This is a genomic window from Haloarcula sp. H-hyl2, assembly GCF_056934385.1.
Map to the genome: position 1 here is coordinate 1734307 of NZ_JBRIIJ010000001.1, position 14686 is coordinate 1748992.

Consider the following 14686-nt stretch of genomic DNA (forward strand, 5'->3'; position numbering starts at 1 on the left):
TAATGTACCTCCTTAGCTGTTGAACGCGACGATAACGTCAAGGACATCACTCTGGCTGATCTGGCCAGTGTTGAAGTCCACGATGGCGTCGAGGACTTCGTTCTGGTCGATGTCGCCATCGTTGTTGTCGTCGTACTGGTCGACGATGCTCTGACTGCCCGACTGCTGGACGGTCAGAGGCGTCGATGCACTACTGTTCGAGGTGCTCACGGTAACCGTGTAGTTACCGGGAGCGAGGTTGCTGGTGTCGTTGCTACCGAATTCGAACGTGACCGTGCCGCTCTCGCTGGCGTTCAGCGAGATGGTCTGGCCACCGGACCGCTGAGCGATCTGGCCCGAGATCTCCTCTTCGAACTTCTGCGAGAAGTTACCCGCGAAGATGTTGAAGAATTGACCGTTCTGAGTGCTGTTGGCGAGCGAGCCAACGCCCTGGCTCGGGATGCTGACGCCAGCGTCACCGGGCGAGACGGCGAACAGCGAGATGTCCTCGCTGTCCAGCCGGTTCGCCAGTTCACTCTGGCTCGGCGTGGCCGAGCTGGTGTCGGAGTCCTCATCAGTGAACGTGATGAAGTACTCGTCTGCGCCCGAGCGCTCGTTGAGGTCGTCGATCGACCCGTTGATCGCGCCGTAGCTGTCCTCGAACGTGCCGCCGGTCGAGATAGCGTTGAGCGTGTTCTGCGTCGCAGTCACGTTGGACGTGTAACTCTGACGCAGGTTGTAGGGCTGCTGGTCCGCGAAGGTAACGACGGCGTACCGGACGTCGATACCCTGGGACTCCAGGTTGTTCGTGAACGTCGTCAGACCGCTCTGGATGCTCGCGATCTTGTCAGACATCGATCCCGAGGTGTCGATCAGGAAGACGATGTCGACCTGACCGGCACCAGTCGAGACGTTAGTCCCGTTGATCTCAACCGAGATCGAGTCCGAGCCGGGGCCGCCAATGTTCGTCACGTTGGCGTCCACGGTCAGGTTCTCGCTCTGGTTGATGGTCGACGGCGTCGCGGTGACGTCGTTGACCTGGTAGTTCGGCGGGTTCTGCGTGGAGACGTTCAGCGTACCGGTCTCCTCGTCGTCGGGAGTGCGGACGCCGAACGTGTAGCTGTCCTCAGCGAGGCCGGACGTGTCGCCCGTGAGGGTGACCGTCTGGTTCTCGCCGCTGGACAGCGAGTTCGTGGTGACGGAGTCGAGGACGGTGTCGAGCGTACCGTCGCCGGTCGTGTCGACAGCGAGCTCGACGTCCGTCGTGTCGACGATGTCACCGTTGTTGGTGATCGTCGCGTTCACCGTGAAGCTGCTACCCTGGCCCACAGAGACGTTCTGCGGGTTCAGGTTGCTGACGTCGAAGTCCTGCTCGGTGGCTTCCTCGATGACGATGTTGGCGTCGTCGGTGAAGCCGGTCTTCGTCGATGCGGTACCGTTCCCGCGTTCCCCGTTAGGCGACACGCCACGGACCGTGTAGTCCGAGTTGCTGCTGACAGCTGGGACACGTGGGAGCGTGTACTCGGCACCGTCGTCGGTTACTGCCGGGTTGGCCGCGCTCTGCGTGTAGAGCGTGAAGTTCCCGACGTTCTGCGGCGGGACGACGCCCCACTGCTGGCGGAACGAGTCGTTGAAGTCCTGGAACGCGTAGTTCTCCAGGTCCGACGGACTCACGACAGCAGTGTCTTTGACGAAGTCCGTAGCGTTGAGGAGCTGAACTTCGTATGCGGAGTCGTTGATTCGCTCGATGACGACTTCGTTGTTGTTGCCAGTAAGCTGGAACTCGCCGATCCAAACGTCGGTGTTTGCGATCGGGTTGTTGTTGCCGTCCGTGACGATCCCGGAGATCGAACCGGTCTGGGTGATGCCGACGAACCGCTTGTACGTCTTGTCACCGCCACGTGCGTTGTTGGCAACGGTCGCATCGATATGGGTCCGTTCGGTTTCGGCGTCATCGTCGAAGCCGTCTGCGAAGAGCGTCGACGTGGATCGGTCGGCTTCGAGCCAGACCTGTGCTTCACCGGACGAACCGGTGTTGAACGTGACCGAATCGTTGGCGTTGTCGTACTGGACGTTGCTGACCGTCGGGCCAGCCACGTTGATGAACTCACCGGCGAAGTTGGAACCGGTGGCACCATCGCCGTCCGAGTCCGGCCCGAAGTAGTCGTCGTTCACTTCGAGCGTGACAGTCGCGTTGACCGATTCGTTCGAGTCATCCTCTGTGGTCTCGACGTTGATCACGTCGACGAACTCGCCGTCACGGCGGACGGTCTGGTTGAACTCGTCGGTCTTGTTACTGAACTCGGTGATATCGCCGTTCTGCACGGCAGTCTCGTTCGCACCGAATCCGAAGTTCGTGATGTTGACCTCAGGGGTCACTTCACGCGGCTTCAGGCTCAGGATTTCGTCGTCCTGGTCCTCGAAGTCGTAGCCGTCTTCCTGAACAAGCACGTCACCGAACTCGGTCGAGTAGGCGGGCTTGTCCGCGATGACGACGTAGTACTGACCGTTCTGTCCGTCGGTGAACAGCTTCCGCAGCTGGTAGTCACCGTCTTCGTCGGTCAGGTCCGTCAGGACCGGGCCGCCGTCAGCGTACGGATTGCTGTCAGCCTCAGCGCGTTCGTAGGTCAGGTTCGACGTGGTGGTGAAGAAGTCACCAGTCTGACCGTCGACACTGTAGTTGGTGAAGTCTTCGGGAGCAGTGTCGGACTCAGTCGGTTCGCGACTGGCATTCGGAGCCTTCTCGGAGACCTGGAGCGCGTAGTCGCCAGGCTCGAGCATGACGATGGTGAAGGCAGCATCCGTGGTACTGTCGTCGACGAAGAATCCGGAGCCGACACCTTTGTCGGTCTCATTCAGGAACTCGATGTTCCCGACGTTCGTGTCGCTGATGTCCTGATTGTCTTCGTCGTCTCCAGGGTCACCCGAGACTTCGACACCACGCTGGACTCGGTAGTCATCGACGCTGACTGGCTCTTCAGTCGACGCGTTGATGATCCGGAAGTAGTCTTTCTCGGAGTTGACATTGGACGCATCGTTGTCGGTATCGTCGGTATCGTAGTTCGTGACGGTGACAGCGGAGTTGTAGAACGAATCGTCCGTTGTCGTCCACACGCGTGCGTCCGCTGTTCCTTCACCGACATCCTCGGCGAAGACTTGGCCAGGGATATTACCCTCACCACTGAGGATACCGAACTGTGCGAAGTCCGTCGTGAAGACGGAGTCGTCCTCCTGAACGGTGAAGTTCAGATCAGCCCTCTGGACGGAGCTGGAGTCGACGCTGAACGCAGTGGTACCGTTAACCGTGGTACCATTCGGCAGCGTCAGCTCTTCCGTCGTGTTGGTCTGAGTTGCGGGGTCGAAGTCCAGGGCGCCCTGGCTGGGTGCATCGTCGACCGAGATGTCGACGTCCTTGCCGTTGAGCGGTTCGTTGTTCTCGTCACCGAATTCACCTGTGACCTGAGCGTAGAACGTGACCTGTGACTGACCGTCGGCAGGAGCCGATTGGTCAGTGGGCTCCACAGCGATAATTTCGATATCACGTGGAATACCCTTCGCGGTCAGGGTAACGTCCAGCTCACGGTCTTCTCCCTGCGGGATATTTGCAACGGTAGAGCTGGAAGTCTGGAAGCCTCCTTTACGTGCTTCTGCGCGGTAGTCGCCAGGGCCGACCTGAACGGAGTTGGTGTCCCCGTTGACGTTGGTCGTGCGCGTAGCGACGACTGTTCCAGAGTTCACGTCGATGAAGTCGACAGTGGCACCCTCAACGCCGGGGCTATTCGTCGTCTTGACCGACGCACTCACGAAGGTGTCGGTATCCACGATGGTCTGGGTTCCAGCCGTGTCGTACGGGCTGGTACCACCGTAGGACTCGATGTTTCCGTTAGCGGTCAGGCCGAAGAGTTCGATACCGGCGTCGATCTCTTTGCCGTCTGCAGCGCCGCTATCGGTATCAGCGAGTACACGGACACTGGCAACCTGTTCCCCGCTCTCAACTCCCGAGCCAGGGAACGTAACGTTGACCTCGGACGAGCCGTATGAGGTTTCGTTACTCGCAAGCAGGTTACCGTCTCCATCGTATAGGGAGACGTTGATACTGTCAACCTCTCCAGTCGAGATGGGAGTCGTAGCATCGGCCCCTTGGGTGAGTCCCACATGTACGTAGGAGACGTTACCAGGGGTCTGGAAGTCTATGTCTGTTACTTCAGTGGTTCGTCCGGGAGCGACATTTGCATCCGTTGTAATGTCGCCCGGAGCATTGCCGGCGGTATATGTACCGCCATTGTCCGGTGCATTTGCAGCCGCTCCTCCCGAGAACGCGATGGTCCCTCCGAATACGGAGAATACCATCAGCGCCGCGAGGAACAGACTGCGGAGCTTTTCATTGGTTGTTGTCATGTTTGGTTGTTATCTATCTGGGTCGGCGACGGCAGCTTTCCTCGATCGCAGACGCGACCCGCGTACCGGTCTGAACGATCGTACTCACTCCCATCACCATGGGTAGGGGTACGGTCTAAACCAACGTTGGATGTTATAAATGCTTTGTGGTCAGTAAACCGGGATGAGAAGACTTAACACACCGGAATTCGCCGGTTAGAGGCGATATCGACGCTATCAGCGAGGATTTACACTACTATCAGGTGTGTGTCATCGTAGCGTCAGACAAGTGTAAAATGGATATGATTACTGCCCAGCAAGATCTCAGAGCCCGACGACGACAGAATATCTTTAGACGGTTATCTCAGTCGGTGACGATCTCGACTTCGTGGCCGTCGGCGTCTTTCGTGAACGCGTACCGGTCGCCACAGCTCTCGGGATCGCGGTAGTCGGCTGCGTGGCGATCCATCAGCGTCTCCCAGGTGTCGTGGAGGTCGTCGGTCCGCACGGCGAGGTGGCCCCAGGCGTCGCCCATCTCGTAGGACCGGCCGTCGTAGTTGTACGTGAGTTCGACGGACATCGCCTCCGGGGGCGCCGCGCTCGGCTCGACGAAGTAGAGCGCGAAGTCGTCGAACTCGGCGCGTCGGGTGAGGTCGTAGTCCAGTTTCCGGACGTACCAGCCGATCGCCTCGTCGGCGTCTTCGACACGGATCATCGTGTGGTCCAGCGACCACTTGGCCCCGTGATCGCGTTCGACGATCTCGACCTCGTGGCCGTCGGGGTCCGTGACGAACGCGTAGGACCCACCACAGGAGTCCGGGTCTCGGTAGTCCTCGACGCCCGCCTCCATCAGCTCCTCGTAGGCGTCGTAGACGTCGTCACACCGGACGGCGATGTGTCCCCACGCGTCGCCCATCGTGTACGTGCGCCCGTCGTGGTTGTACGTGAGTTCCAGCAGGGCACCCTGGTCGTGGGCATCCTCGGGGCCGAGGAAGACGTTCGTGAAGGTCTCGGCCTCCCAGCGACCCTTCTCCTCGTAGTCGAGGTAGGTCTGGTACCAGTCGAGCGACGCCTCGAGATCCTCGACACGCATCATCGTATGGTCAAGTGTCAGCATATCCGGACCGTAGGGCGGCGCGGCGAAAAGGCTACCGGGCAACAGTCCCTCCCTCGTCAGCGGTCAGCAGTGGCCAGTAGTACCACCAGACAATCGCAAGGAGGAGGACCGTCCCCACGGGGAGGGCCACGTAGCCGATGCGACGGTTGAACCCGAGGAAGACACTGATCTGTGACAGCCCGGCGCCGGCGAGCGACAGCGCGGTGATCCGCTCATCCTCCCGCCAGACCACACCGGAGATAGCACTGAGTAGACCGAAGAGATAGAGGACGACGCCTGTCCGCCAGGCCTCGATGAAGGCCGGCAACCCCTGGGTGAACCGGTAGAAGTAGTCGTAGATGGAGACCACTGTCGGTGGGTTGGTGTTGAACAGCCCGAACGTGAACACGAGTGTGAGTTCCCCGCCGATGACCAGAACGGTCCAGGGAGCGAGACCGGCGAGGACGACCACCAGCAGTCGTCGCCGCGCACCGAGACGACCGCCGGGCCTACTCGCGTCGGACTCCATACTGGCACGCAGTGGTACGGAGGGATAAGTCTGCGTCTTCGCCACGCGAGCGAGCACGCGCAATGGGTTAAACTAAGTAGCGACTGGCGCCTCACTTCCGTGCGACGATCCGGAGCACGTCCTCGTCGGCGAGTTCGTGTCCACGGCCGACCTGCTGTTCGTCGTGTTTCGCACTCGGTCCCGTCACGCGGGCGAACCGGAACCGCTCGTCGAAGCTCCCGCCGAGTTTCTCGCAGGCGTCACCGACGGTGTCACCCGCCCGCAGGATGAGCGGTTCCTCGTAGTCGACACCCCGTCCGGGCTTGTCCATGTAGATGCGGATCAGGCCGAGTTCGTCCCAGATCCGCTCGGTGAGCCCATCGAGGCCGCGCTCCTCCTCCGCACTGATGAAGATGGCGTCGTCGGGATCGATGTCTCGCTCCTCGAGTTCCGATTCGACGGTCGGGAGATAGTCTGGCTCGATGAGATCGGCCTTGTTGACGACGGTGATCGAGGGCAGATAGACGCGGTTGTCCATCACGCCGTCGATGAGTCGGTCGAGGTCGACCTGCTCGCCGATGGTGACGTCGGCGTTGACGTAGCCGTGTTCCCGGAGGACGGATTTGATCGTCTCCTCGTCGAGATCCAGATCGACCGAACTGTTGACGCTGAGACCGTCCTTCGCTTTCTTGCGGATAGTGACACGCGGTGGCTCCCGATCGAGGCGAATCTTGTTCTTGTAGAGTTCCGCTGCGAGGCGGTCGTACTGGTCGATTTCGAAGACGGAGATCAGGAACACGATGAGATCGGCCGTCCGGACGACCGAGAGGACCTCCTGGCCGCCACCACGACCGCCGGCAGCGCCCTCGATAAGTCCGGGAACGTCGAGGATCTGGATGTTCGCACCCTTGTGTTTCAACATGCCGGGGTGGACGTCCAGCGTCGTGAACTCGTAGGCACCCGTCTCGGAGTCGGCGTTCGTAAGCGCGTTCAACAGTGTCGACTTGCCGACACTGGGGAACCCGACCAGTGCGACCGTGGCGTCGCCGTGCTTCTCGACGCCGTAGCCGCCCCCACCGCCGGAGGAGGACTGTTGCTCGAGCTTCTCTTTCTTCTCGGCGAGTTTGGACTTCAACCGGCCGATATGAGCCTCTGTCGACTTGTTGTAGGGCGTACTGGCGATTTCGTCCTCCAGTTCCTGGATCTCCTCTTCGAGCCCCATCGTGTGTACGTCGGCCCCTCACACCGAATAAGGCTTTCTTCCCTGGTCCGCCCCGTCGTCCGACAAACCGTCCTTATAATTTGCACATGTAATTCGTTACACCTATACGGCGCCCACCGTCAGAGTCGATAATGGCAGACGCGAACCGGTTCCGCGACAGCACTCAGATCCTCTTGCCAGCGGGTGCGCTGAACGGCATCCGTGAGGAACTAGAGCGGCGGTTCACTCTCACAGTCCGGGAAGAAGGGAACCAGGTCCGGATTATCGGTTCGCCAGTCGAGATCAAAGACGCCGGTGACTTCCTCGCGATGAACGGCGTGAGCTTCGCCTGAGGACGGTCGTCGGGCCGGCGAGCAGAATCAATCGTGGTACTGGGGTGTCTCTGTCGCTTTCCCATCACCAGTCAAACACGACTGGGGCGCGTAGGGATCCATGTGGAACGGTCACGCAGGTGTCGCTGAAACGCAATCCTTTAAGCCGCAGCGAAAAATTGGCCATACATGGCTGGAACTATCGAAGTACTCGTTCCCGGTGGCCAGGCCAACCCCGGCCCGCCGCTCGGTCCGGAACTCGGCCCGACACCCGTGGACGTGCAGGCAGTTGTTCAGGAGATCAACGACCAGACGGAAGCGTTCGACGGGACCGAGGTCCCTGTCACGATCGAGTACGAGGACGACGGCTCGTTCAGCATCGAGGTCGGTGTCCCGCCGACGGCCGAACTCATCAAGGACGAGGCCGGCTTCGAGACGGGCAGCGGCGAACCCCACGAGGAGTTCGTCGCCGACCTCTCGGTCGACCAGATTAAACAGATCGCCGAGCAGAAACACCCGGACCTGCTCGCGTACGACCTGAAGAACGCGGCGAAAGAGGTCGTCGGGACCTGCACCTCGCTGGGCGTCACCATCGAAGGCGAGAACCCCCGCGAGTTCAAAGAGAAGATCGACGCAGGCGAGTACGACGACGTGTTCGCCGAAGAAGCGGCGGCCTAAGCCGCTTCGAGGCAGACGGCTCGAAAGACGATTTCTGCGGGTCTCTCTTCGTGTTCGGAGCGATGCGCCCAGGTCGCCAGGCTGGGTAGTGACCCGTCGAACTATAGTAGCCATTGAAAGTCACTGCACACCCGATCGCACGACGGCAGTGCGATCGGTGTGTAAATCGTTTCAATTGTTACGATAGTCCTCGAACCGGGCGTCCGCAAGCGGCAACGTGACCGTAACGGTCGTCCCGCGCTCGGTGTCCGTCGAGACCGAGATCTCGCCACCCAGCGAGTCGACGAGCCACTTGACGAGCCAGAGTCCGAGTCCGTTGCTGTGAGAGGTGGGTGTCTCGGTCTGTAACCCCGTCAGGAGCGCCTGCTCGACGTCCGGGAGACCGGGCCCGTTGTCCGTGACGGCGATGGTCGCCGTCTCCGTGCCGTGCGTGACCGCCAGTTCGACGCGACGATCGGCGGTCGGCCAGTCGTTGTGTGCGAGCGCGTTCCGGCCGAGTTCCTGTAACAGCGGTGCGAGGGCACTCTTTCCGTAGACAACCGTCTCGTCCGGGAGGTCCGTCTCGACAGTGGCCTCGGGGAACTCCTCGCGCAGCGTCGTGGCGGTTTCGTCGGCGATAGTCGTCGCATCGACCCGTTCCGGACCCGTCGAGTTCCCGCTCAGTAACTCCTCCTGGATCGCCCGTGCGTGTTCGCTCATTTCCATGAACGATTCGGCGCGGGTCTGGATCCGCCCCGCCGAACGCTCGACGGCTTCGGACACCTCCTCGGCGTCGAGGATGCGTTCGGCCGACAGCAGGATGACCGACATGTCGTTACGGAGGTTGTGTCTGAACACGCGGTTGAAGACGAACATCTGGGAGGTCCGGCGGTCCAGTGTCGCGGCGAGTTCGCCAAAGCGCCGGGCGATCCGTTGCCACTCTGTCGTCGTCCCCAGATCGACTTTCGTCCCGTAGTTGCCCGCTTCGAGTGCGTCGAACCCCGCGAGGAGTTTGTCGATCTGTCGGATCGTCAGTCGCGAGGCCCAGATACCGAGGACGCCGACGGCGAAGAGTGTCAGGACGAGCGCCCCGAACTGGTAGGTCGTCGCCTGCCTGAGTGGCCGCTCGACGGTCGCTCTGTCGACAGCGACCGAAACCGTCCAGCCGGTTCGGTCGACGGTCGCAGTCGCGGTGAGACGGTCCGCGGCCGAGAGCGGGTCCGTGTACAGTTTCGACCCGTCAGCAGCGCGGACAGTCATGGCCTGCTCTCGCGGGAGCAGCGCCGTCGACGACTCGAAGAAGTTCGTCGCGGTAAGGTGGAACGCACCGTTGAGCGTACCGACGACGTCGCCGTTCCGTCTGACCGGTGCCGAGATAGTGACGATGAAGTTCCCGCTCTCGGCGCCGAAGGGGTCGCTGATGTACTGCTGGCCGTCGAGTCCAGCCTGGACGTACGGCCTGGAACTGAAGTCACTCCCGACCAGTTCACGCCGCTGATCCGACGGGAGTCCCGCCGAGTCGATGGCGACCATCGTCCCGTTGGCAGCGACGACCGACACCCCCTCGAAGGCCGTCTCACGACGGAACGTCGCGACCGCGTCGCGCTGGGCCGACGTTCCGTGGGCGGCGATGGCGTCGTTGCTGGCCCAGAGCGCGACCGTCGACTGTTTCTCCCCCAATCTAGTGTCGATATCGTGGGCGACGGTCTCCGCGGACGTGTTGAGCGTGGTCCGCTCCTGTGCTGTGACCGTCTCCTTGTGTAGCGAGAAACCGACGAAGACCACGGCCGAGAGCACGAGCGCAACTGCGGCGAGCGTCACGACGAACGTCGTCCGCAGATGCATTGTAGGGTGGTAGCACCATCGACGCATAAATTGACCGGGAAGGGCGGTTCGACGCTTTTAAGTGTCGCATTGGCCTCTACCCGGACGAGACAGGCATCCGCCTGTTTCACTGACCCGTAGAAGCCACTTGGCGCACTACGGAGGTGAACAATGGCAGATCAAGAAATAGAGCAAGCAGTCTCTCGCGCACTCGAGGATGCACCCCAGCGGAATTTCCGCGAGACGGTGGACCTCGCGATCAACCTGCGCGACCTAGATCTTAACGACCCGTCGAACCGCGTCGACGAGTCCGTCGTTCTTCCTGCCGGTACCGGCCAGGAGACCACCATTGTGGTCTTCGCCGAGGGTGAGACAGCCCTTCGTGCCGAGGAGGCAGCCGACGACGTACTCGACCACGACGAACTCGAGGAGCTTGGTGGCGACGACGACGCCGCCAAGGATCTCGCTGATGACACTGACTTCTTCATCGCAGAGAAGGGCATGATGCAGGACATCGGGCGATACCTCGGGACCGTCCTGGGCCCGCGCGGGAAGATGCCGGAACCGCTCGACCCCGACGACGACGTCGTCGAGGTCATCAACCGCATGAAAAACACCGTGCAACTACGCAGCGGGGAGCGCCGTACGTTCCACACCCGCGTCGGTGCACAGGACATGTCCGCCGAGGACATCGCCGACAACATCGACGTCATCCTGCGCCGCCTGCACGCCGACCTCGAGAAGGGGCCGATGAACATCGACACGGTCTTCGTCAAGACCACGATGGGCCCCGCCGTGGAGGTGGCCTGAGATGAGCGCCGAAGGTGAACGGAAGACCGAGACGATCCCGCAGTGGAAACAGGACGAGGTCGACGACATCGTCGGGATGATCGAATCCTACGAGAGCGTCGGCGTCGTCAACATCGCCGGGATCCCGTCCCGCCAGCTCCAGGACATGCGCCGTGACCTGCACGGCACCGCGGAGCTTCGGGTCGCTCGGAACACCCTGCTTTCGCGCGCGCTGGACGAGGTCGACGCCGGCCTCGAAGAGCTCACCGACTACGTCTCCGGACAGGTCGGTCTCATCGGGACCAACAACAACCCGTTCTCACTGTTCAAGTCCCTGGAAGCGTCGAAGACGCCCGCACCGATCGGTGCCGGCGAGATCGCGCCCAACGACATCGTCATCCCGGAAGGGGACACCGGTGTCGACCCGGGGCCGTTCGTCGGTGAACTCCAGAGCGTCGGTGCCGACGCGCGCATCCAGGAGGGGTCGATCCAGGTACTCTCGGACTCGACCGTCCTGGAGACCGGCGAGGAGGTCTCCCAGGACCTCGCGAACGTCCTGAGCGAACTCGGGATCGAGCCCAAGGAAGTCGGGCTCGACCTCCGTGCGGTCTTTGCCGACGGCGTCCTCTTCGAGCCCGAGGAGCTCGAACTCGACGTCGAGGCCTACGAGAGCGACATCAAGGCGGCCGCCGGGCAGGCGTTCAACCTCTCGGTCAACGCCGAGTATCCGACCGCCGAAACGGCCCCGACGCTGTTGCAGTCGGCTCGCGCCAACGCCAAGAGCCTCGCGCTCCAGGCAGCCATCGAGGACCCCGAGGTCGTCCCCGACCTCGTGTCCAAGGCCGACGCACAGGTCCGTTCGCTCGCCGCACAGATCGAGGACCCCGAGGCACTGCCCGAGGAGCTCCAGGACGTCGACGTGGAGACCGCGGACACAGAGGAATCGGCTGACGACCAAGACGACACCGCATCCGAGGACGACGCCGACGAAGACGCCGCGGCCGACGAGGCCGAGGACGACGACGATGACGACGAGGACGCCGGCGACGCGCTCGGAGCGATGTTCTAACTCACAACGATACCAATGGAATACGTTTACGCTGCACTCATCCTGAACGAATCGGGCGAAGAGATCAACCAGAGCAACCTCACCGACGTGCTCGAAGCCGCCGGTGTGAGCGTCGAGGAGTCCCGTGTCAAGGCACTCATCGCCGCGCTCGAGGACGTCGACATCGAGGAGGCCGTCGAACAGGCCTCCGCCGCACCCGTCCCGGCAAGCGGTGGCGCCGCGGCACCTGCCGCTGGCGACGACGATGACGCCGCCGACGACGGTGGCGACGAGGCCGAGGAAGCCGCCGACGACGGTGGCGACGACGATGACGACGAGGACGACGAGGCCAGCGGCGAGGGCCTCGGCGAACTCTTCGGCTAAGTCGGACACGACAGCACCCTTTCTTTGCGCGACGTAACCCGGCCAGCGACAGCGCTGTCGCTCACGACGGTCGACGACCGACCCGAGGTTCAAGTACCGGGACGGGGCCAGGCACGAGCGTGCTCGCGTCATCCACCACCGACCCGTCGGTCGCGACCGTCCCGTTGCTCGCCGCCGTCGCTGCCGGGGTCGGACTCGGGACCGTCAGTGGGCTGGTGCCGGGACTTCACGCCAACACGTTCGCGCTTTTGTTGGCAGCGGTCGCGAGCGAGGTGCCCGGCCCGGCGGTCGCCGTCGGTGCGACGATGCTCGCCGCAGGTGTCACCCACACCTTCCTCGATATCGTCCCGGCATTGGCGCTTGGCGTCCCGGACCCGGCGATGGCGGCCAACGCGCTCCCTGGGCATCAACTGGTCATCGAGGGACGCGGGCGCGAGGCATTGCGGCTCTCCGCGCTTGGCAGCGCGCTCGCGGTGCTGCTGGCCGTGCCACTCGCCGTTCCGGTGACCGTGATCATGGAGCGGGCGTACCCTGTCGTCGTAGCACACCTCCCGCTGGTTCTGGCGGGCGTGGCGACACTGCTCGTCGTCACCGAACCGAGCGTGCGGAGTGTCGCCGGTGCTGCCTGCTCGCTCGCTGCCAGCGGTGCGCTGGGACTGGCCGTCCTCGACGCGCCCGTCGACTCGATGCTCCCGGTCGCCGACGTCCTCGTCCCGCTGTTCGCCGGGCTGTTTGGCGCACCGGTGTTGCTCGACGCCATCGAGGGGACTGGCGTGCCACCGCAGACAGATCCTGCGGTGACGGTCTCACCGCGCACCATCGGCCGACTGGCGGCGGTCGGGACGCTCTGTGGGGCTGCCGTCGGCTATCTCCCTGGGGTGTCCAGCGCCATCGCGGCCACGCTGGCACTGGGGGTGACGAGCGGGCGTGGTCCTCGCGCGTTCACCGTCACGACCAGCGGCGTCAACACGGCGACGGCCGTCTTCGCACTGTTCGCGCTGGTGGCACTGGGGACCCCACGGACGGGCGTGCTGGTCGCGCTGGACCGTGTGGGTGCCCCACTGGCGTTACCGGCACTGGTGGTGGCCGTCGCGGTCGCCGCACTCGCGGGCGCCGTACTCGTCCCCGTCCTCGGCGACCGGTACCTGCGGACGGTCGGTCGACTCGATCCAGCGCGACTCTCGCTTTCGGTGCTCGCCGGACTGCTCGTGCTGTCGTACGTCTTCGCCGGTGGCCTCGGCGTTGGCGCATTCGGCCTGGCGACACTCGTCGGTCACATCCCGCCGTACTTCGGCGCGCGCCGGGCGAATCTCATGGGGGTGTTGCTCGTCCCGCTGGCGTTATAGGTAACCCCGGCGCCGGAAGTGCACGAGCATGACGGCAGTGATGAGCAACATCCCGAGCATCGTCGCCGGATAGCCGAACGTCCAGCCCAGTTCGGGCATGTTGTACGGACCCCCCGCGAAGTTCATCCCGTAGACACCGACGACGAACGTCAGCGGGATGAAGATGGTCGCGACCACCGTCAGTACCTTCATCACCTCGTTGGTCGACTGCGAGAGCGTGTTGAGATAGATGTCCCGCGCGCCCGCCACGAGATCCCGGTAGGTCTCCGTGAGGTCGACGATCTGGACGAGGTGGTCGTAGGCGTCCCGGAAGTACTTCTCAGTCTCGGGCTGGATCTGTGCCGGGTCACCGCGGGCGAGGACGCCGACGGCCTCCCGCGTCGGCCAGGCGATCTTCCGAAAGGAGAGCAGGTCGCGGCGGACGTCGTTGATCTTCTCTAAGGTCTCGATATCCGTCGAGACGGTCACCTCCTCCTCGATCTCCTCGATATCGGTCTCGATGCCGTCGAGCAGGTCGAAGTAGCCGTCGACGACGACATCGATAACGCGGTAGGCGGTGAAGTCCGGGCCCCGCTGGAGCAGTCGCTCGTCGCCACGCGCGACGGCGTCGAGGACCCGCTGGACCGGCGTCGCGGGACCCGTCGCGACGGTGACGACCCAGTCGCCCCCGACGAAGATGCCGACGGGGCTGGTCGCGACCTCCTTCTCGAAGGTCGTCTCGCCGGGCGTGAGCGTCGCGATCTTCAGCAGGACGAAGGTGTACGTCGAGAACTCCTCGGTCTTTGCCCGTGTCTGGCTCTGGATGTCCTCGATCGTGAGTGGATGCAGATCGAACGCCGTCCGGACGCTGTCGAGGTCCGCGGCCGTCGCTTCGGAGACGTGGACCCACGTGGTGCCGACAGCCCGACGTGCGGCAGCAAGGTCGTCGTACTCCACGGGCTGGCCATCGGCGTAGACGACGGCCGAGATCACGCTCCCTCCTGGTCGGGGATCCGACCGACGGAGAGCACGGTTAGGCCCACCATCACAGCGGTCAGCGAGAACGCACGGCCCGGATAGGGAACCAGGACGCCGACCACGTACGCGACGAGTCCGACGATGGTCAACAGCGCCCCGGCGACGGCAGCGGCCTTCATGCCCTGGCA

At 63.1% G+C, this 14686-nt stretch carries 13 protein-coding genes and 1 pseudogene; 6 read left to right on the forward strand and 8 right to left on the reverse strand.

The window, feature by feature from the left end; all coding sequences use genetic code 11:
• Positions 1-12: 12 nt before the first annotated feature.
• From Hhyl2_RS09015 to Hhyl2_RS09035, 5 genes and pseudogenes are all read right to left on the reverse strand, one after another.
• Positions 13-4134, reverse strand: a complete 4122-nt coding sequence (locus tag Hhyl2_RS09015) for a VWA domain-containing protein (RefSeq protein WP_483550568.1) — start codon at positions 4132-4134, stop codon at positions 13-15.
• Between the two features lie 150 nt (positions 4135-4284).
• A pseudogene (locus Hhyl2_RS09020) lies at positions 4285-4377 on the reverse strand (surface glycoprotein); the annotation flags it as partial.
• A gap of 343 nt (positions 4378-4720) precedes the next feature.
• The gene (locus Hhyl2_RS09025) at positions 4721-5473 is read right to left on the reverse strand and encodes a VOC family protein (protein WP_483550408.1); all 753 of its coding nucleotides are present in this window, start codon (positions 5471-5473) and stop codon (positions 4721-4723) included.
• A 31-nt stretch (positions 5474-5504) separates the two neighbouring features.
• Positions 5505-5981, reverse strand: coding sequence for a TIGR04206 family protein (locus tag Hhyl2_RS09030; protein WP_483550409.1), 477 nt, complete (start codon positions 5979-5981; stop codon positions 5505-5507).
• Between the two features lie 91 nt (positions 5982-6072).
• Positions 6073-7182 (reverse strand): OBG GTPase family GTP-binding protein, encoded by a 1110-nt coding sequence (locus tag Hhyl2_RS09035; RefSeq protein ID WP_483550410.1) that lies wholly within the window; start codon positions 7180-7182, stop codon positions 6073-6075.
• A gap of 131 nt (positions 7183-7313) precedes the next feature.
• On the opposite strand from Hhyl2_RS09035, the gene Hhyl2_RS09040 reads away from it, so the two are divergent.
• Positions 7314-7514, forward strand: a complete 201-nt coding sequence (locus tag Hhyl2_RS09040) for a VNG_1110C family protein (protein ID WP_483550411.1) — start codon at positions 7314-7316, stop codon at positions 7512-7514.
• A gap of 168 nt (positions 7515-7682) precedes the next feature.
• Positions 7683-8171: a 50S ribosomal protein L11 gene (locus Hhyl2_RS09045; protein WP_483550412.1), complete on the forward strand. Its 489-nt coding sequence runs from the start codon at positions 7683-7685 to the stop codon at positions 8169-8171.
• Positions 8172-8342: 171 nt separating this feature from the next.
• On the opposite strand, the gene Hhyl2_RS09050 is transcribed toward Hhyl2_RS09045, so the two are convergent.
• The gene (locus Hhyl2_RS09050; RefSeq protein ID WP_483550413.1) at positions 8343-9995 is read right to left on the reverse strand and encodes a sensor histidine kinase; all 1653 of its coding nucleotides are present in this window, start codon (positions 9993-9995) and stop codon (positions 8343-8345) included.
• Between the two features lie 150 nt (positions 9996-10145).
• Here Hhyl2_RS09050 and Hhyl2_RS09055 point away from each other — a divergent pair, with 150 nt between their 5' ends.
• The 4 genes from Hhyl2_RS09055 (at position 10146) to Hhyl2_RS09070 (ending at position 13541) form a co-directional block, all read left to right on the forward strand.
• Positions 10146-10784 (forward strand): 50S ribosomal protein L1, encoded by a 639-nt coding sequence (locus Hhyl2_RS09055; protein WP_483550414.1) that lies wholly within the window; start codon positions 10146-10148, stop codon positions 10782-10784.
• A gap of 1 nt (position 10785) precedes the next feature.
• Positions 10786-11832 (forward strand): 50S ribosomal protein L10, encoded by a 1047-nt coding sequence (locus Hhyl2_RS09060; protein WP_483550415.1) that lies wholly within the window; start codon positions 10786-10788, stop codon positions 11830-11832.
• Between the two features lie 15 nt (positions 11833-11847).
• Complete coding sequence (gene rpl12p / locus Hhyl2_RS09065; protein ID WP_483550416.1) at positions 11848-12195, forward strand: 50S ribosomal protein P1; 348 nt, start codon at positions 11848-11850, stop codon at positions 12193-12195.
• A 119-nt stretch (positions 12196-12314) separates the two neighbouring features.
• Entirely contained in the window at positions 12315-13541 is a 1227-nt protein-coding gene (locus Hhyl2_RS09070; RefSeq protein WP_483550417.1) for a tripartite tricarboxylate transporter permease, read from the forward strand.
• On the opposite strand, the gene corA is transcribed toward Hhyl2_RS09070, so the two are convergent.
• Entirely contained in the window at positions 13536-14513 is a 978-nt protein-coding gene (gene corA, locus Hhyl2_RS09075) for a magnesium/cobalt transporter CorA (protein WP_483550418.1), read from the reverse strand. The genes Hhyl2_RS09070 and corA overlap by 6 nt on opposite strands.
• Positions 14510-14677, reverse strand: a complete 168-nt coding sequence (locus Hhyl2_RS09080; protein ID WP_483550419.1) for a hypothetical protein — start codon at positions 14675-14677, stop codon at positions 14510-14512. The genes corA and Hhyl2_RS09080 overlap by 4 nt, the downstream gene beginning before the upstream one ends.
• Positions 14678-14686: the final 9 nt, after the last annotated feature.